This is a genomic window from Dokdonia sinensis, from assembly GCF_003688895.1.
Lineage (GTDB): Bacteria > Bacteroidota > Bacteroidia > Flavobacteriales > Flavobacteriaceae > Dokdonia > Dokdonia sinensis.
In genome coordinates this window covers 48,261-67,379 of sequence record NZ_REFV01000009.1, presented here as the reverse complement: position 1 = coordinate 67,379, position 19,119 = coordinate 48,261, and the positions used below count along the sequence as shown (strand labels likewise).

19 protein-coding genes are annotated in these 19,119 nt (G+C 41.5%); 14 read left to right on the top strand and 5 right to left on the bottom strand.

Annotation, left to right across the window (positions count from 1 at the left end; translation table 11 throughout):
• The first annotated feature begins 73 nt into the window (after window positions 1–73).
• The 11 genes from hemA (at window position 74) to EAX61_RS10230 (ending at window position 8,618) form a co-directional block, all read left to right on the top strand.
• The gene (gene hemA, locus EAX61_RS10285; protein ID WP_121917603.1) at window positions 74–1,330 is read left to right on the top strand and encodes a glutamyl-tRNA reductase; all 1,257 of its coding nucleotides are present in this window, start codon (window positions 74–76) and stop codon (window positions 1,328–1,330) included.
• Window positions 1,323–2,237, top strand: a complete 915-nt coding sequence (gene hemC / locus EAX61_RS10280) for a hydroxymethylbilane synthase (RefSeq protein ID WP_121917602.1) — start codon at window positions 1,323–1,325, stop codon at window positions 2,235–2,237. The genes hemA and hemC overlap by 8 nt, the downstream gene beginning before the upstream one ends.
• A 61-nt stretch (window positions 2,238–2,298) precedes the next feature.
• Window positions 2,299–3,417 carry a DUF559 domain-containing protein gene (locus EAX61_RS16555; RefSeq protein ID WP_201739446.1) on the top strand — a complete coding sequence of 373 codons (1,119 nt, stop codon included), beginning with the start codon at window positions 2,299–2,301 and terminating at the stop codon, window positions 3,415–3,417.
• A gap of 33 nt (window positions 3,418–3,450) precedes the next feature.
• The gene (locus EAX61_RS10265; RefSeq protein WP_121917601.1) at window positions 3,451–3,813 is read left to right on the top strand and encodes a four helix bundle protein; all 363 of its coding nucleotides are present in this window, start codon (window positions 3,451–3,453) and stop codon (window positions 3,811–3,813) included.
• Between the two features lie 24 nt (window positions 3,814–3,837).
• Window positions 3,838–4,863 carry a uroporphyrinogen decarboxylase gene (hemE, locus tag EAX61_RS10260; protein WP_121917600.1) on the top strand — a complete coding sequence of 342 codons (1,026 nt, stop codon included), beginning with the start codon at window positions 3,838–3,840 and terminating at the stop codon, window positions 4,861–4,863.
• Complete coding sequence (locus EAX61_RS10255) at window positions 4,863–5,375, top strand: DUF6973 domain-containing protein (RefSeq protein WP_121917599.1); 513 nt, start codon at window positions 4,863–4,865, stop codon at window positions 5,373–5,375. Before hemE ends, EAX61_RS10255 begins: the two co-directional genes overlap by 1 nt.
• A 1-nt stretch (window position 5,376) precedes the next feature.
• Window positions 5,377–6,156: an EI24 domain-containing protein gene (locus EAX61_RS10250; RefSeq protein ID WP_121917598.1), complete on the top strand. Its 780-nt coding sequence runs from the start codon at window positions 5,377–5,379 to the stop codon at window positions 6,154–6,156.
• Window positions 6,157–6,422: 266 nt separating this feature from the next.
• On the top strand, window positions 6,423–6,986 hold the full coding sequence (locus EAX61_RS10245) for a transposase (protein ID WP_121917597.1): 564 nt from the start codon (window positions 6,423–6,425) through the stop codon (window positions 6,984–6,986).
• A gap of 155 nt (window positions 6,987–7,141) precedes the next feature.
• Window positions 7,142–8,047 (top strand): oxygen-dependent coproporphyrinogen oxidase, encoded by a 906-nt coding sequence (gene hemF / locus EAX61_RS10240; RefSeq protein WP_121917663.1) that lies wholly within the window; start codon window positions 7,142–7,144, stop codon window positions 8,045–8,047.
• 57 nt (window positions 8,048–8,104) lie between these two features.
• Window positions 8,105–8,359, top strand: a complete 255-nt coding sequence (locus EAX61_RS10235) for a type II toxin-antitoxin system Phd/YefM family antitoxin (RefSeq protein ID WP_121917596.1) — start codon at window positions 8,105–8,107, stop codon at window positions 8,357–8,359.
• Between the two features lies 1 nt (window position 8,360).
• On the top strand, window positions 8,361–8,618 hold the full coding sequence (locus EAX61_RS10230) for a Txe/YoeB family addiction module toxin (protein ID WP_121917595.1): 258 nt from the start codon (window positions 8,361–8,363) through the stop codon (window positions 8,616–8,618).
• A 9-nt stretch (window positions 8,619–8,627) separates the two neighbouring features.
• Here EAX61_RS10230 and EAX61_RS10225 read toward each other — a convergent pair whose 3' ends face one another.
• Window positions 8,628–9,200 carry a hypothetical protein gene (locus EAX61_RS10225; RefSeq protein WP_121917594.1) on the bottom strand — a complete coding sequence of 191 codons (573 nt, stop codon included), beginning with the start codon at window positions 9,198–9,200 and terminating at the stop codon, window positions 8,628–8,630.
• 182 nt (window positions 9,201–9,382) lie between these two features.
• Here EAX61_RS10225 and EAX61_RS10220 point away from each other — a divergent pair, with 182 nt between their 5' ends.
• Window positions 9,383–10,132, top strand: coding sequence for a hypothetical protein (locus EAX61_RS10220; protein ID WP_121917593.1), 750 nt, complete (start codon window positions 9,383–9,385; stop codon window positions 10,130–10,132).
• 222 nt (window positions 10,133–10,354) lie between these two features.
• Window positions 10,355–11,329, top strand: coding sequence for a Shedu immune nuclease family protein (locus tag EAX61_RS10215; protein WP_201739445.1), 975 nt, complete (start codon window positions 10,355–10,357; stop codon window positions 11,327–11,329).
• A gap of 119 nt (window positions 11,330–11,448) precedes the next feature.
• Here the strand turns inward: EAX61_RS10215 and EAX61_RS10210 are convergent, their stop codons facing one another.
• Window positions 11,449–14,106 (bottom strand): DEAD/DEAH box helicase family protein, encoded by a 2,658-nt coding sequence (locus EAX61_RS10210; protein ID WP_121917661.1) that lies wholly within the window; start codon window positions 14,104–14,106, stop codon window positions 11,449–11,451.
• A 511-nt stretch (window positions 14,107–14,617) separates the two neighbouring features.
• Between EAX61_RS10210 and hemB the strand changes: the two genes are divergently transcribed.
• Window positions 14,618–15,607 (top strand): porphobilinogen synthase, encoded by a 990-nt coding sequence (gene hemB / locus EAX61_RS10205; RefSeq protein WP_121917660.1) that lies wholly within the window; start codon window positions 14,618–14,620, stop codon window positions 15,605–15,607.
• Window positions 15,608–16,165: 558 nt separating this feature from the next.
• Here hemB and atpG read toward each other — a convergent pair.
• From atpG to atpA, 3 genes are all read right to left on the bottom strand, one after another.
• On the bottom strand, window positions 16,166–17,029 hold the full coding sequence (gene atpG / locus EAX61_RS10200) for an ATP synthase F1 subunit gamma (RefSeq protein ID WP_121917592.1): 864 nt from the start codon (window positions 17,027–17,029) through the stop codon (window positions 16,166–16,168).
• A gap of 51 nt (window positions 17,030–17,080) precedes the next feature.
• The gene (locus tag EAX61_RS10195; RefSeq protein WP_121917591.1) at window positions 17,081–17,416 is read right to left on the bottom strand and encodes a four helix bundle protein; all 336 of its coding nucleotides are present in this window, start codon (window positions 17,414–17,416) and stop codon (window positions 17,081–17,083) included.
• Between the two features lie 98 nt (window positions 17,417–17,514).
• Window positions 17,515–19,092, bottom strand: coding sequence for a F0F1 ATP synthase subunit alpha (atpA, locus tag EAX61_RS10190; RefSeq protein WP_121917590.1), 1,578 nt, complete (start codon window positions 19,090–19,092; stop codon window positions 17,515–17,517).
• Window positions 19,093–19,119: the final 27 nt, after the last annotated feature.

The following is a 19,119-nucleotide window of genomic DNA, read 5'->3' as shown; positions in this document are numbered from 1 at the left end:
CTCGCGATATAAATCGTGCCGCTAGCGTTATTTTTTTAAGTGTTAGCTAGATATTTTTGCAATGCTCTAAAAGATGCATACCTCATTGAATAAAAATCATAAGTTTTACGCTATAGGTTTAAGCTATAAAAAGGCAGACGCTGCAACGCGTGGCCATTTTGCTATAGACGAGAATGCGCAGGAGGCTATCCTTAATAGCGCCAAAGCTGCTGGAGCTTCTGGACTTATCGTTATTTCTACTTGCAATCGCACAGAGCTATATGGTTTTTCTCCAGATGCAATGACGCTAGTAAAAATTCTTTGCGAGCATACTCAAGGAACTATAGAAGAATTTCTTGAAGTCGCATATCTTCATAAAAATGATGATGCCATAGCCCACCTATTTAAAGTAGGGACAGGTCTTGATAGCCAGATTTTAGGAGATTTTGAGATTATCGGCCAGCTTAAAATTGGTTTTAAGCGTTCTAAAAAACTGAAACTCATTAATCCTTTTATGGAGCGCCTTGTAAATGCTGTGATTCAGGCAAGCAAGCGAATAAAAAATGAAACTGAAATATCTAGCGGAGCGACATCTGTAAGCTTTGCAGCCGTACAATACATTATGGCCAGAGTGCCTTACATTTCTGAAAAAAATATCCTGCTTTTTGGAACAGGAAAAATAGGGCGCAACACCTGTGAAAACCTAGTAAAACACACTAAAAATGAGCATATCACACTCATTAACAGAACAAAAGAAAAAGCAGAAAAGATTGCTGGTAAATTTAATTTACTAGTAAAGGACTATGCAGATATAGAAAGTGAGATTGCACAATCAGACATCTTAGTAGTCGCTACTGGAGCTCAGAAACCTACCATAAATAAGGAAATTCTCTATACTAAAAAACCGCTTCTTATTTTAGATCTATCTATTCCTAAAAATGTATCTGACGATGTAAAGGAATTGGAAAATGTAACACTTGTCCATTTAGACCAATTGTCACAAATGACAGATGCTACACTCAAACGTCGTCAAGGATATATCCCGCAGGCAGAGGGTATCATTTCAGAAATCACCGCCGAATTTAATGCTTGGTTACAAACTCGCAAGTTTGCACCTACTATAAAAGCTTTAAAAGTGAAACTTAAAGAGGTCCAGGCAGCCGAAATTGAAAATGTGCGAAAGAAAACGCCAGACTTTAGCGAGGCAACTGCACAGGCAATGAGTGATAAGATTATCCAGAAAATCACAAATCAGTTTGCACATCACTTACGCCACGCAAATGGGTCCACAGCAGAAAGCCTAGCCCTTATCAATTCTATTTTCCAACTAGAAGATAGTGACGATGTCTAAAGTCATACGCATCGGGACGCGAGACAGTGAGCTCGCGCTTTGGCAAGCAAAAACGGTTCAAAATCAACTTGAAGCTCGCGGCTATAAAACGGAACTCGTTCCCGTCAAATCTACGGGAGATCTTATACTTGACAAGCCACTTTACGAACTAGGAATCACAGGTATTTTCACTAAAACGCTGGATGTAGCTATGATTAACGGCACGGTAGATATTGCTGTGCATAGTATGAAAGATGTACCCACGGCGTTACCCTTCGGAATCGTACAAGCGGCAGTGCTTGAGAGAGCCTCGACCGAAGATATACTAGTGCACAAAGAAAATCCTGATTACAAGAAACCTTGCACGATTGCCACGGGAAGCCTCCGCCGGCAAGCTCAATGGCTTAACAGATACCCACATCACCAGACCACAGATATACGCGGTAATGTAAATACGAGGCTTCAGAAGTTAGCAGCTAGTGATTGGACAGGTGCCATCTTTGCAAAAGCTGGATTAGAACGGATCAATGTGTTACCAGACAACCACGAAGTTTTAGACTGGATGATTCCCGCACCCGCTCAAGGAGCAATGTTAGTGGTGGCAATGGAAGAAGATAATTTTTCCCGTACCGCTTGCGCGAAATTGAACCACGAACCAACCGCACTTTGCACACACATAGAACGTGAATTTTTAAAAACTTTAGAAGGGGGATGCACGGCACCCATAGGTGCTTTGGCCGAAGATTTTGACGACGAAATACGATTTCAAGGCGTGTTATTCTCGCTAGACGGGCAAACGAAAATTGAAATAGAGCGTGTGGTGTCAAAAGCAAACGCTGTAGGATTTGGAACGGATTGTGCGCTAGAAGTTTTAGACAATGGCGGTCGGGAATTGATGAAAGAGATTAAGGAAAAGATGAAAAAATAGCAGGGCTATCCCCTCATCCCCGGCCCTTCTCTCGCCGGAGAAGGGAGTGAAAGTATTGAGAATGAAAGAAAGGGAATTTAGAATGAGAGCAGCTCGCGCTTTAAGACAGGAGCAAACAGAGGCAGAAAAACACCTCTGGGATTTGTTGCGCAATCGTAAATTTGAAGGTATAAAATTCCGCCGTCAGCATCCTATTAAAGATTATATTGTTGACTTTTTCTCATACGAGCTCAAATTGATTATTGAAGTAGACGGTAAATATCACAATGACCCTTATCAAAAAGAAAAAGACGAACTAAGAGATGCTCATTTACAGGCCTTGGGGTATAAAGTTTTACGTTATTCCAACGAAACGGCTATTAATGACACGCAAAGAATTTACAATGATATTTCAGAAAGGAAAACGCTATTTAAAGTAATTCCAAAATTGATTTTAGTTGCCGATAAAACTCCCTCTCCTCAAAAGGAGAGGGCTGGGGTGAGGTTACTTTCCACAAAAAAACTCAAACTCAATCAGCGAGAGTTACTTCTCAACGCAGAAGTGAGTTTTGTGGAATATGATGCGATTACAATTGCGCCATTGGAGTTTAAATTCTCAGCTCTTGTTGATAGTGTGATTATCACAAGTCAAAACGGAGCCAGAGCAATTCTGAATTCTGGATTGAGAATTGAGAATGCAAATTTTTATTGCGTGGGAGAAAAGACTTCAACGCTTTTAGTTGAAAGTGGTCTAAATGTGGCAAAAACAGCTCGAAATGGAGAAGAACTTGCTACGTTTATTATAGAAAACCTTAAAAATGAACAATTCACCTATTTCTGTGGAAAGCAACGAAGGGATGAATTACCAGATATTTTAAAAGAAGCTCGAATTATTTGTAACGAAGTAGTGGTTTATGAAACTCATCTCAACGAACAAAGATTTGAGCAGGAATTTGATGGAATCTTATTTTTTAGTCCGAGTGGGGTTTCCGCTTTCGCGAAAGCGAACCACCCTTCGACTACGCTCAGGGTTCAGGATAAATCGAGCCCTCAGCGGAGCCGAAGGGCAGTAGCCATTTGCATAGGAGAAACCACAGCAAAGGAAGCGAGAAAGCATTTTGAAACAGTCGTGGTTTCGAATGCGACGACGATTGAAAGTACGATTGCAAGAGCAGTCAAATATTTAGCTACTGGCTATTAGCAGTTAGCTATTAGCGAGAAAATAAGTTAAGTAATGAGAAATTACAGGAATTTAGAGATCTGGAAAAATGGAATTCAAATCGTAAAGCATACTTACGCTCTTGCTCAAAAGCTTCCTACAACTGAAAAATTTGGTCTTAAAAGTCAAATAACTCGCGCTGTTGTTTCCATCCCTAGTAATATCGCTGAAGGTTGCAGCCGAAATAGTGACGTAGAATTTAAACGATTTTTAGAAATCGCAATGGGTTCATTATTTGAAGTTGAGACCCAAGTAACAATTTGTGAAGAATTAAAATATCTTTCACAGGAAGAGACAAAGGAGATCAAAATACTTCTTATACAAGAAGCCAAAATGATCAATAGCCTTATTACTAAAATCAAAAAAGCTAATAGCTAGAAGCTAATACCCAACAGCCAAGTTATGATAAAAAACGACCTATTCTTAAGAGCACTCAAAGGAGAAAATGTAGACCGTCCACCCGTATGGATGATGCGACAGGCGGGGAGATATCTTCCTGAATTTATGGAGATCAAAGCCAAATATGATTTCTTTACTCGTTGTCAAACTCCAGAACTTGCGAGTGAAATCACCGTACAACCCATAAGAAGATATGGGATGGATGCGGCCATCTTATTTTCGGATATTTTGGTGATTCCGCAGGCGATGAATATTGAGGTGGAGATGAAACCAGGGCTTGGACCTTGGTTGCCTAATCCTATTCGGTCGGCAAAGGATGTAGAGCAGGTGATTGTTCCGGACATCGATGAGACCTTAGGTTATGTAATGGACGCTATCAAGATGACGAAGGAAAAACTCAATGATGAGATTCCGTTGATTGGGTTTGCGGGTTCACCTTGGACCATACTTTGCTATTGTGTGCAAGGGCAGGGTTCTAAAAACTTTGATAAGGCTAAAGAGTTTTGCTTCACGCAACCCCTCGCGGCGCACGCTTTACTTCAAAAAATTACGGATACGACCATTGCCTACCTCAAAAAGAAAGTAGCTGCTGGTGTAAATGCGGTGCAAGTTTTTGACAGCTGGGGTGGGATGTTATCGCCTGTAGATTATCAAGAGTTTTCGTGGCAATACATCCAGCAGATTATTGATGCGCTCAAGGATGAGAGTCCTGTGATTGCTTTTGGCAAAGGGTGCTGGTTTGCGCTGGACGAAATGTCTAAGTCTGGAGCTTCTGCGCTTGGGGTGGACTGGACGTGCTCGCCAGAAACTGCACGTGCGCTTACTGGAAGTAGAATCACGTTGCAGGGTAATTTTGACCCGACTCGATTGTTTTCGCCCCCGAGCGAAATCAAAAGAATGGTGCACGAGATGATTAATGCTTTTGGGAAAGATAAATATATCGTGAATCTAGGTCACGGTATCCTGCCCAATATCCCGATAGAAAATGCAGGAGCGTTTATAGAGGCGGTTAAGGAATATAAGGCCTAATGAAAATACGCGCTGTCCTCAGGTCTATGGATTTTAGACAGCTGTGGAGCTTGTTTTGGCTGTGTATTCGGCACCTTCGGTTTGTGATGCCTACAATTAGGGGCACGCGTAAAACGGTTGCGACTTGTGATGAATTGTATGGCAAGAAACATCACAAAAATGGGCCTGAAAATGCCTTTCGACACGCGCTTTGGAATGTTTTGATTGTTAGGCGTAGTCTCGATAAAAATCTTCCGCTGGATAAGTCGCTGGCTTGGGCAAAAACGATTACGGATTGGCACGAGGATTTCTCGCCTAATTCAGATTTGGCACGGGCGATGGATTTGCACAACAATCGCGTAGGTAGGGATTTAATTGCGGAGTTTCCCAAGGAAAGCGAGGACTTTCTGGTGGGTCAATTGCTTAAGATGGTTCCGCTTTCGCGACACGTGCTGAGCGTGGCCGAAGTAAAGCGTACTCAAAAAGAACAATTAAAAGAGGACAATGGTGTTCTCGTTCATATAGAAGATTAATATGATAAAAGGTATTCTAAACGGACTTAAAACTTACGGTCAGTCATTTGGCTTGATTTCAAAGCTTGGCTTGTGGAAATACTTTGCCATCCCGATGGTGATTAGTTTTGTAACTGCGGTAACCATTGGTCTTTCTGCTTGGGGATTTTCAGATAATCTAGGGCATTGGATTGCGCGTATCTGGCCTTGGGAATGGGGTGCGCAGACCTTTGATACGATTGCTCAAATATTTAGTGCGTTACTTATTATTGCTGTAGGTCTTATACTTTACAAACACATTATTATGGCGTTTAGTGCTCCGTTTATGAGCCCCGTTTCTGAAAAAATAGAAAAATACCTCAAAGGTGAAAATCACACCCACAGAGAAACGAGCAATACCGAGCAGTTGGTTCGCGGTATTCGCATAAACGTGCGCAATCTTGCCTTTGAGCTTTTACTTACACTACCCATACTTTTACTCAATTTGATTCCCTTTTTAGGAAGTATTGTGGCAACGGTTCTACTGTTTTTAACCCAGGCTTATTATGCTGGTTTTGGTAATATGGATTACACGCTGGAGCGCCATTATAAGTACAGGCAGAGCGTTGATTTTGTAAAGAAAAATAAAGGACAGGCGATAGGGAATGGGATGGTGTTTATGCTGTTTTTGCTCATTCCTATAGTTGGGATTATTCTTGTGTTACCAGTTTCGGTAACGGCAGCAACGGTGCAAACGGTAAGGTTGCTGGATGAGGAGAAAATGTTACGGGAAGGGAAGCGCGACCTGAAAGGTGCTGTCTGACGTAAGAAGCCATTTGAAAGCGCGATCTGCGAGTTGTTATTCGAGGTACGAGAACCTCCTTGTAAGTCTGTATGAAAAAGACTGATTAATAATTTTGACACCATTGAAAAATAGCTAGTCTCAACCAGACCTACAAAGTTACCTTCGTATCGCTCTGCGCTACTCCGGCGAAACCTCGCAGGTCCAAGATAGCCCAAGCCTTGACCTGCGAGGTGTTATTTTTGGGACAAAAATCTCCTTGTAGGTCTGAATGAAATTTAAAACATATGAAGCTAGAAATGCTCGAAAAAGACCTCTACTACCACATATACAATCGGGGTAATGATAGCGAAGTTATCTTTAGAAACGATGAAAACAAAAGATATTTCCTCTCGCTGGCAGCAAAACATTTAGACCAAGCCGTTTCCATTCTCGCTTACTGCCTGATCGATAACCACTATCATTTTCTACTTAAAATCGATACGGAAGAGCATACCGCCACTCAAAAATTCTCAAATCTTTTTAATGCTTACGCGAAAGCATATAACAAACGTTTCAACCGAACAGGAAGTTTATTCGAAAAGCACTTCCGTCGTAAGAAGATTACGAGCGAAGCGTATCTACGAAATCTGATTATTTACATTCACCGTAATCCATTGAACCACGGAGTAACTCCTGACTTTGCAAATTTCAAATTTTCCTCATATCGCTTTTGTATTGAACCGTTGCTGAGTTCGCCAATTGCTTTGGACAAAGAAGAAACCATCAGCTATTTTGATGATTTAGAAAACTTTAAATTTGTGCATTTACGGCAGGCTAATTTTAGAGATGAAGAAGGGGTGGATTGGTAGTTGCGGTTGATTCAGACCTACAAGGTTACCTTCGTATCGCTACGCGCTACTCCGGCAAAACCTCGCAGGTCCAAGATAGCACAGGCCCCGACCTGCGAGGTGTCCCCGCCAACGGCGGGCTCCTTGTAGGTCTGAATGAAACTAACAAAATGAAAATGAAAGAACAATTCGTTACATACATATTGAACTTACAAGACACCATCACTTCAAAACTCGAAGCAATAGACGGTAAGGCCAAATTCCAAGAAGACAATTGGAAACGTCCCGAAGGCGGTGGTGGTCGTACACGGGTGATTGAAAATGGTAACATTTTTGAAAAAGGAGGTGTAAATACCTCCCAAGTACACGGCGAACTCCCAGAAGCGATGCAGAAATATTTTGGAGTGAAGGATTCCAATTTCTTTGCCTGCGGATTGTCGCTGGTCTTACACCCCAAAAGCCCGATGGTGCCTACGGTACACGCAAACTGGCGTTATTTTGAGATGTACGACAAGGACGGGAAGATTGTGGATCAATGGTTTGGCGGTGGGCAGGATTTGACGCCTTATTATTTGTATGATGAAGATGCGACTCATTTTCATACGGTTTGCAAGACGGCTTGCGATGCACATAATCCCGAGTTTTACCCTAAATACAAGGCACGATGTGACGAGTATTTTTACAACCCGCACCGTGGGGAAGGACGTGGTGTGGGTGGACTCTTTTTTGACTACTGTAAAGCTACAGATGAAATGTCTATGCAAGATTGGTACAATTTTGTGACTGAGGTGGGCGACAGCTTCCTCAATGCGTACGTGCCTATTGTAGAGCGTAGGAAGGATACCGCTTTCGCGAAAACAGAAAAAGACTGGCAAGAAGTCCGTCGCGGTAGGTACGTTGAGTTTAACCTCGTGCACGACAAGGGAACGCTTTTTGGTCTTAAAACCAACGGCCGTATTGAAAGTATCTTGATGAGTTTACCACCTGTGGTGCAATGGAAATATGACCATCATCCGGTCGCGGGTAGTGAAGAAGAACGACTCATCGAAGTGCTGAAAGAGCCGAAGGAGTGGGTTTCTTAAACAAGAGTGTTATTTCATTTTTTGTACATATATTTGTACAATAAAAAATACATCATTATGCTTATTGCCACCGTTTCAGATTTTAGGAAGGATATAAAATCCTATTTAGACAAGGTTGTTCAAAACGTAGAGACGCTTATCATCAATCGTGGGAAGGACTCGGGGATTGTTGTGATGTCGCTGGAAGAATACAACTCCCTGATGGCGACCAATCACGAGTTGTCCTCTCGAAAAAACGAATTGCGACTAGACTCGGCGATAGAAAAACTGAATAACGGAAAGTCCTTTAGCAAAGAGTTGTTAGAGAGCTAGTATGAAATACACATTTGTAGATGAATCTTGGGAAGACTACTTGTACTGGCAAAAAACAGACAAAAAGAAGCTGAAAAAGATAAACGAACTCCTTAAAGATATTGCTAGAAATCCCTTTGACGGACTCGGAAAACCCGAACCTCTAAAGCACAAATATGCTGGATTTTGGTCTAGGCGCATCGATAGCGAGCACCGTCTAATTTATAAATATCGCGAGGGAGAGATTCTAATTGCAAAGTGTAGATTTCATTACGCTTAAAATATCTATTTACTTCCCGCCAACTTTCAAAAGCTCCGTATAAAGGCTATCCAAAAACCGTTGCTGTTCAACATCTTCTTTAAAATAGCGTTGATATAGCACGCTACAACTCTCCACGTCCAGAATGTTTGTAGTGTTGAATGACCAATCATCCCTATCTCTTACTGTAATACCCAGATCTGTGTCACAGCTTTCCCAGAGCTGAGAAAACCTCGTTTTATCGATAGCATCAAAATTCTCAAAGTTAGCCACCACCGTAAACCCGCTCATTTCTGTATTATAGAATTCATAAATAGAAGCCACAGGCACACCTCCCCAATAAAACGCTGGTTCCTCGGGAAATTCCAGAGTGGTGAGCTTACTTGCTGACATTATTTTATCCTGCCTTCCTTCTCTAAAAAAGTGCTCTTTATACTCTAGTCTTGTGCCCACGGGAACGGTTATATTTTTTACCGTGATGGGTTCTGTGGTGATATAAAAAGGATAGTTTTTGGGTGGTGGGCCGTTGGGGTTAAAGGTCCATTGGCAGGCTGAGACGGCTAGTAGGGTTATTAGTAGGATGATGGGTTTCAGGGGTTTCATTTTTATAATTACAGTTTTTTGGTGTAGTAATTTAGGGAAAAATGGGTTGAGCAGAGTTTAATTTACTCTAAATGAGGATTCCCGTAAAGTTTTGGGGGGGTGGGTTGGTTATCTTTACGGGGTATCGACGATAAAAGTTATTATATAATAGGTTACCCACAATTACGAAACGACCATCATCTATGAACAGAACATTATTATTTATAGTCATTATTATCTTCTCACTAACTGCGTGTAAAACGGAAACAGAAAAAGAAGAACCAATTAAAATCGAGAAAGTCGCAAAGATTAACGAAACCGAAAAAATCGAAAAAGCATTTGCCGAATTTAAAAGTTTGTACGGAGAATTAAGCGAATTTAAAAACGATGCGGACTTTAAAAAAATCGGATTTGGGAAAGGCGGAAAATATAGCGAATGGCTTGAGAAAGTTAGAGAGATTAAGCAAAATCCCGAATCAAAACTATTACTAAAGAAAGGTGTTTTAATTGGAGAATTAGAACAATTGGGAATGGCTTATGTTAGCTCGAAAGGAAAAGAAACAGAAGTTACCAAAACTTTCAACAAAATTTTTAGCGATGCAATTTCGGACAAACCAATTGTGGACGAAAAGCCAACTTCTTCAGAGATTTCAAGTTACAGCAAACTGAAAACGGATTATGAATTGTTTGGAAAATGGACAATCTCAAATTCTATTGTCAACGAAAGTTATCCTTACGAGATATATAAAAAAGGAAATGAATATATTGGAGTTATAATTAAAAATAACCTTGATAAAAAAACCGAAAATCTTATTAAGAAAGGTTCCGATTATTACGTCAAAGGAAGTAAAGACGGAGAATTTTATCGAATTGATAAAAACCTGAATATGGAACTATTCGATAAAGAAGGAGAATTAACAAGTGTAGGATATAAAGCAACACAATCGAAATAAATACGGTGGCTAACAACTTGTATAAAGTTTGAATATTAATAGCTTTCCAAGAGTTTTTGCTCATCTATTGAGCGCACTAAATTTTTAATTGCGTTATCAAGAATGATAAGCTAGAAACAAAATATAGAAGTCTAGTCTTGTGTTAATCTGAAAAATTAGAGTCTTTTTACAGGCTCCGTTTTATAAAGAGAACCGTGAAGGATAAGCTAAAAAAAAATAATTTTGAAAGAAGTTAAAACCAGCAAAGGTGGAATTGATTATTTAAATGCAGTTTTACACGAAACACCATTAACAGTAACACGTGCGATACTCTGGATGATAAAGCATCGTCACGCTGAAAATGATGAAGTTGCAGTAAAGATAGGTCGTTATAAAAAGAAAAAAGGTCCTTTCAACTTTACTCGTGAGACACTTGAAAATCCTAAACCTAAAAGTGAATTAACCCTCAAGGGCGCAGAATTTGAAGCATTAGTAGAGTTTATAGAAAATAAATACGAACCATTTCAACAAGGAGTTCAAAAATTCATACCTCTTGATGAACAATTTGAAGCTGGAAATATTGAACATTTACAAGCATTCTTTGGCAATCCAGAAAAGCAAAAATTAATTGATTTCGTCCTTGGGCACGATATTATTCCCGATGAGTTATTTGTCGCTTTCAATCAATTGACTAAAATCCGCGCTGTTGAGAAGTTTGAAGAAATGTTAAGGAATGATTTGACCGAACACGATTGGCAAAAATGGTTTGAAGAAAATGATTGGGTTTTAGGCACCGATTATGTTAGAATGCTTGATGAACGTACCATAGATACAGAAAATATTTCGGACTTTCTTATGGAGGCTTATGACGGCTTTTTGGATATTGTAGAAATCAAAAGACCTGATGGCGCTTTGAGGTTTTGGTCTAAAAGCAAAGACCACGAAAATTATGTCCCACATCAAGATTTAGTAAAAGCAATTACACAAGCGTCAAAATATATATATGAAGTTGAACGTGAGTCTGATAGCGTAAAATTTTTAGAAAAAGTTGATGGCGTTAGAACGATAAAACCTCGATGTGTGCTAATTTTTGGACGTTCTGATGATTGGAATACTGAAAAGAAAAAAAGTTTTAGAATACTTAATTCAAATTATCATAACTTGACAATAATGACTTTTGACCATATTTTAGCTCGTGCCGAAAGAATGTTGCGGTAAGCTTGCCCCTAACAAGAAATATAACAACGGAATAACCCCAGTTTAACCTGATTACTTTCCCTGATCCCATTCAAAAACCCACCTAGAATTTTCGCGAAAGCGTAAAGAAATCTAATAACCTACCTCCATATAGCACTCCCCTCCACCTTCAATCCACCTTCCATATTCAAATAATGAAAACGCGCCTTGAGCAATTCCTTACGGCCGTCGCGGGAGCGGGTAAACGTGAGGGTGCTCTTGCCCACGTAGATGTGCCAGTACTTATAAAATAGCGTCGCATCCTTTTTATTTCCGGTAAATAGGGAAGGCACCGCATAATAGTTAGCAAAACCAAATTTCCGCTGGAACCAGCCGGACTGCTCGATGATATAGCGGGGGTTGTCTATAGGTGCCAGTACTTCCTGCAGGCAGGTGGTAAAAAGAATTTCTTCTTTGGCGGTGGCTCCCGTGAGGAAGCAAGCGACCTCACCATCGGGTAGGTATTCCACGCCCAGCTTGAGATACTGTACTTGGGTAGTGATGAGGAGTCGCTCCCGCAGGGTCTTGAGCACGGCCTGCGCCATACGATCCACCTGCTTATCCACACGACCGTACTTGAGGTAGCGCACGAAGGCCTTGTAAGTTTTGGGAAGGAGCAAGAGGGCAATACTGGAGGTAATGGCATACAGAAAGTATTGCATCCCGCGCGAGAAATACACGCCCGCATTGTTCACCAAAATCTCAGGAACCGTAATCGTAATAAACGCACCTATTTGGAGTAAGGTGCTTTTTACCGCATCTGTGTGGTACACTTTTTTAGTGTGGGATTTTCGGTCTTTGGGGTGCAAGTCGAGTTTTACCTCGCGCACGAGGAGTTTCCCAGTTGTGATGGCCGTTTCCCAGCGAGATTTTATGGTTTCTCGCTGTGAGGCTTGCGTGAGCATCTTTTTGTTGAGCGTTTCTTTGTGGTATTTCCCCGTGGGCAAGCCAAAACGAGTGGCTCCATTCTCTATAAACGGTTCGCTCTCGAGCGAAACCCCGCAAAAGGCATCAAACCTGCGCTTCAGTTTTTCTATATCTTCCCCACCACCGTCCACGGTCGGGTCGATACAGGTGAGATGCCAGACGTTTGCCACCTTCTCTGCATTGCCCGGCTGTATGCGTATCGCCCGCCCGCGCATCTGGTTAGACATCACAAAAGAACTCACATACGAGGCAAGCACCAGCGTATTTATGGCGGGCGCATCCCAACCCTCGCCCAGAAGCGATGCCGTGCCTACCAGCACTTCGATATGACCCGCTGTAAACATGGCAGTCATCACGCTTACGATTTGATTTTTGGCACTTTCTCTGGGTTTAATGATGGTAAATTGGGTACCCGCCAAAGGCGCCAGCGTATAATCTTCTGAGGCGAGGGCTTGGGTAATTTTAGCTTCCAGCGTTTGGTGGATAATCACTAGCGAACCAGAAAGTACTGCCAACTTCTCCAACTTGTTCTTCCCCTGCCAGCGCTCGGGATGTTGCTCTAGCGACTGCCGTAAGTGATGGAAAATAGGCACCACGCCCAGCTTATTTATAGTTGAGAGGTCGTCATTCCCACTTTCCAAAAACTCCTTTCGTATGTAATCCGTAAGCACCACCGCTCGCAAGCCCGCGCCCATTTGAGCCGATTCAAAATTGATGATTTCCTGAATGCTTTTGAGTTTATTCGGGCTTTGGGCGAGGGAACGATACAACTCCTTTTGTCCTTTAAAATCCACGCGCTTTTTATCAAAAGCACCCACACGGCGTAGTTGCTTATCTATATCCAGCAACAACGCTTCGTTTTCCAAATATTCCTCTCGGTCGTTTACGAGAAGTGGTTGGAGTAATTTTTTGGCCCATTCTTGGGTGAATGTGGGTAGTTTTATCGTTTTTGGATCGGCGCCCAATAATTCGTACCTACTTTCTGGAATAGCGTGACCGCGGGCGTTTAGATACACCAGGATCGCGATATATAAATCTGGATTTTCATAAATGGAGTCCAATTTTCCATCGGCCAGCGCATACAGATTGTGATTGAACACAAAATCGCCAAAAGCCTCATTTGCCACCAAATCATTTAAAAATCCCATCACCTTCATCCGGTATTCTAGGATATACTGCACTTGCGCCTCGTCTGGCTCAGAAAAATAGATGTAGTCTTGATGCGCGCACAGATTGCCTTCCTTGATCAACTCCGGCACGCTTATCTCGATGTCTATGGGCCCGCAGAGTTGGAAGTATTTTGCGATTTCGCTTTGCTCGCTGTCGTAGGGTGGCGTGGCCGTGAGGGCGGTGAGCGTACAATCCTCCAATTTTTTGAGGGCAAAAAGCGGTTTCCACCATTCGTTTTTCAGGTGGTGCGCTTCGTCTAGGATGATGTGTTTGATATCCGCTTTCGCGAAAAAGTCCAAAAGAAGCCCCATATCGCCTTGCATTTCATTTTTCGCGAAAGCGTGTAAAGACTGATACGTCGCAAAGGTAATGTGTGCAGGCTTTTTGATATTACGCGAAAGCGGAACTGTACATCCCTCTTCCGAAACAAAACACTCAAACATACGCTCTTCCCATTGATTCTGTATGGTAAGCGTGGGTGCGAGTACAAGTGTTTTGGTGTCTACACGGCGCATCATCTCCAGCCCGAGCACCGTTTTACCAGATCCTGGAGGTGCCACCACGTGCAAATGGTCGTCTGCTACGTGATCACCAAAATCTTTAAGAAACCGCTCTTGATATGTACGCCACGGATAGATAAAGTGAAAGGCTTCTTTGAGCAATGGGAGACGGTGTTTAAATTGGTAAATTTGCGCAGAAAGGTACAAAGTTAGAAGTACGAGATACAAGGTATTTGATTAATTTCATTCTGGAGGTTTCGATACAAGTCACGTATACTTCGGCTCGCTCAGGGTGCGTGAATCACTGAACCACCATTGTGAGTTAATTTATATAACAATTTAAGGTGATTGAATGATTTCATTTAGAGTCGGTAGTTTCGATACGATTTATGTTTGCGCTATCGCTTCAACATAAATCACTCAACCACCTTTGTACAGTAAAAATAACAGAACTATCTAAGGTGGTTGAGTGTTTTTATCTAGAATCGGTAGTTTCGATACAATTTATGTTTGCGCTGTCGCTTCAACATAAATCACTCAACCACCTTTGTACAGTAAAAACAACAGGACTATCAAAGGTGGTTGAGTGTCCCGACTACAGGTCGGGATGTATCGAAACCTCCGGAACAATAAAAAACCTCTTAAACACCTAAACTCATACACACCTAAACTAATAAAAATGCTCATAAGAAACCGCAGACTCCGCTCCTCAGAAGCCATACGCTCACTCGTACGGGAAACCTACATCACGCCGAATGATTTTCTCGTCCCACTTTTTGTGGTGGAAGGAAAGGGCATAAAAGAAGAAATAGACTCAATGCCTGACTATTATCGTTTTAGTCTGGACCTGCTTGCCAAAGAAGTGAAAGAACTCTGGGCGATGGGATTAAAAGCGGTATTGCTGTTTGTAAAAGTTCCCGATAACCTGAAAGACAACTCGGGCACCGAGGCTTTAAACGCAGATGGCTTAATGCAACGCGCCATCAAAACGGTAAAAGATGCCTGCCCAGAAATGTTGGTGATGACAGATGTGGCGCTAGATCCTTATTCGTCCTTTGGTCACGACGGCATTGTAGGCAACGGCGAGATTGTAAACGATGACACCACCGCGGTACTAGCAGAGATGGGTCTTAGCCACGCCCGCGCCGGCGCCGATTTTCTCGCCCCTAGTGATATGATGGACGGACGTATTTTTGAGATGCGTACGCTACTAGAAGATGAAGGTTTTTATAATACTGGTATTATGAGTTACAGTGCAAAGTATGCGAGTTCGTTTTACGGCCCTTTCCGTGATGCGTTGGATAGCGCGCCTGTTGACTTAAAAGATATCCCAAAAGACAAAAAAACATACCAGATGGACTTTGCAAACCGTGACGAAGCCATTAAAGAAACTCTTATGGACATCGAAGAAGGCGCAGATATTGTGATGGTAAAACCAGGCCTGTGTTACTTAGATATCGTACGAGATTTACGAGAGACTGTAAATGTCCCTATCGCCGTCTATCAAGTAAGCGGCGAATACGCAATGCTCAAAGCTGCAGCTGAGAAAGGATGGCTAGATCACGATGCGGTAATGATGGAACAAGTCACCGCAATCAAGCGCGCCGGTGCGCAGGTGATTGCTAGTTATTTTGCTAAGGATGTGGTGAAGTTTATTAGTTAAAGAAATACATACTCAGAGAAAAACTGCTGTTTTCCATTGAACTTAAGGAGGAGACATTTGTAGTTTCTGATGCACGTTCAAAAGAAAAACTTCAGAAATACTCTTACGAGAATATTAAGGAAGTACATTTTCAAGAGGAAAAAACAGATGGACTTACAAGCGCATTATTTGTAATTTTTGATTTTTTTACAAACGCTGGTCAAGCGGGTGCTTACAAGAACAAGGTCGCTTTTGAGTTTAGACTCAATGATAGCATAATTAGAGTTTGCCCCGATATTACTAAATCTAAAAATGCAAAGTTTCTGGCATGAGGTTTAGAGCGAAGAATGAAAAGCCTTTGATTAAGTTTGGTAAGATCGCCTCAGGCTTTAGCCTTTTGTTCGGAGTTCTTAATACGGTATTATGATGATTGATCGGTGCTTCTTTGAAAAGCCCGACCAAAATATTAAAGCCTCAATTCAAGCCTTGATTGAAAATAAAAAATCCCAACCTAATAAGGAAGGGATTTTTTATTTGATATTGAGCGAGCCCTGAGCGTAGCTGAAAGGCGGCGTCTGTTTAGTTATTTAGCGCCTCTGCCCCACCTACGATCTCTAGGATTTCGTTTGTAATTGCGGCTTGACGTGCTTTGTTGTATTGCAACTTAAGCGCATCTCTAAGCTCTGTAGCGTTATCTGTTGCTTTGTGCATTGCGGTCATACGAGCTCCGTGTTCTGAGGCTACAGAGTCTCTTATGCCTTTAAAAAGTTGTGTCTTTAATGCTTTAGGAATTAATCCCTCTACAATATCTTCCTTAGAGGGTTCGAAAACATAATCTACCGTACTCACATTTTCTTCTTGTGCAGTAGCAACAATAGGTAAATACTGCTCTGTAGTTACAATTTGAGTGGCAGCATTTTTAAACTTATTATACATAATATCGATACGGTCGTACTGACCTTCTTCGAAACGATGCATTAAATCTTCGGCGATAGTAGAGACATTTTCAAATGTTAATTCATCAAAAATCTCATTATTATTTGCCAACACCGTATGCGTCTTTCTTAAGATATCATTTGCCTTCTTACCTAACGTAAGAAAACTTACGTCTTTACCCGCATATTTATTTTCAGTTAAATGCTTTGCAGCTTTTACGATGTTTGAGTTAAATGCTCCAGCAAGACCTCTGTTAGAAGAAATAGCTACAATGAGTACTTTCTTCACTTCACGATCCTCTGCAAGTTTACTTCCTCCATCAGAATCAATGGTTGCGCTCAAGTTCTGTAAAAGCTCGGTAAGCTTATCAGAATATGGTCGCATTGCCGTAATGGCATCCTGCGCTTTCTTCAACTTTGCAGCAGATACCATTTTCATGGCACTTGTAATCTGCATCGTAGAAGATACGGAGGTGATTCTGTTTCTAATTTCCTTTAAATTGGCCATTCTTAATAATGTTGAATATTAAGTGCGGAGTTAAGAGTGCGGAGTGCGGAGTTAAGAGTTTTTAGTGATTGATACTAAAATTCGTATTAACTCTTCACACTTATGCATCATTCCATCCGGCACGTCTCTTCCAGTCGCTTGAAGTATTTCTAACCAATACTTTGTTTCGTCTGCTTCTTTTAGAGCAATTCCAAATTTATTTTTGAAGTCTTTTTTACTGACTCCTCTTTGTGCTTCTCTAGTATTGGCTCCAATACTCGTTCCGCTTCTTAATAATTGGGAGGCTAATTCATAATCGCGATTATTTTTTAACGTATCACAATAATGAACAATCTCACAGGCAAAAGCGAAACTCTTTATTCGAATAGGACTTTCGCCAAATGCCATTTTACTTTATTTATTAGTCTCAAAACAGAAGTGCTCTCTAACTAACTCCGCACTCATAACTCTGAACTCATAACTTATTTCGCGAAAGCGAAATACCACTAGTTATACTTTGCAGAAAGATCTTTTACGACCGCTGCAAGTGTGTCTGTTACTTCATCCGTAAGCTTTCCAGCTTTTAACGTGTCAAGAACATCCCTATGCTTTGCATTTAAGAACTCAAGGTATTCTGTCTCAAACTCCTTGATCTTATCTATAGGTACATTACGTAGTAAGTTCTTAGAACCTGCATAGATAATGGCAATCTGGTCCTCTACCGTAAATGGTGTGTTCTCTGCTTGCTTTAGTATTTCTACGTTACGTTTTCCTTTTTCAATCACGTTTAATGTCGCTGCATCGAGGTCGGACCCAAACTTTGCAAAAGCCTCCAGTTCACGGAAAGCTGCTTGATCCAGTTTTAAAGTACCTGATACCTTCTTCATAGACTTAATCTGAGCGTTACCTCCTACACGAGATACCGAGATACCTACGTTAATCGCAGGACGAACCCCAGAGTTAAATAAATCTCCATCTAGGAAAATCTGTCCATCTGTAATCGAAATTACGTTTGTAGGAATATAAGCAGATACGTCTCCAGCTTGTGTCTCAATGATAGGAAGTGCTGTAAGTGATCCTCCACCTTTTACTAGCGGTTTAAGGCTATCTGGAAGATCATTCATATTTGCAGCAATGGTATCATCATTAATCACCTTTGCAGCACGCTCAAGTAGTCTTGAGTGTAAGAAGAATACATCTCCAGGATATGCCTCACGTCCCGGTGGACGACGAAGTAGAAGCGATATCTCACGGTAAGCAACTGCTTGCTTAGAAAGATCATCATATACAATTAATGCAGGACGACCTGTATCACGGAAAAACTCTCCGATTGCTGCTCCAGCAAATGGTGCATATACCTGCATCGCTGCAGGGTCAGATGCGTTTGCTGCTACAATAGTTGTGTAAGCAAGTGCTCCAGCCTCCTCAAGTACGTTTGCAATAAGTGCAACCGTAGATGCTTTTTGACCTATAGCGACGTATATACAATATACTGGCTCACCAGCATCGTAAAATTCTTTTTGGTTAAGAATGGTATCGATACACACGGTAGACTTTCCAGTCTGACGGTCACCGATTACAAGCTCACGCTGTCCTCTACCTACTGGGATCATCGCATCGATAGATTTGATTCCCGTTTGTAACGGCTCCGTTACCGGCTCACGGAAAACAACACCTGGTGCTTTACGCTCTAGTGGCATATCATAAGTTTCACCAGTGATAGGACCTTTCCCGTCTATAGGAAAACCTAGGGTGTTTACCACACGACCTACGATACCTTCTCCTACCTTAATAGAAGCAATACGCTGTGTACGTTTTACGGTGTCACCTTCTTTAATATCCTTTGACGCTCCTAAAAGTACGACACCTACATTGTCCTCCTCTAGGTTCAAAACGATAGCTTCAAGACCACTTTCGAACTCTACAAGCTCTCCGTACTGTGCATTTGCAAGTCCGTAAACACGTGCAATACCGTCACCTACGGTAAGTACTGTTCCTACTTCGTCAAGTGAAGCTGTTGCTTCAAAACCTGAAAGTTGTTTCTTTAAAATTGCTGAAACTTCTGCTGGTTTAACTTCTGCCATTTTATTCTGATTTAATAATTTACCCTT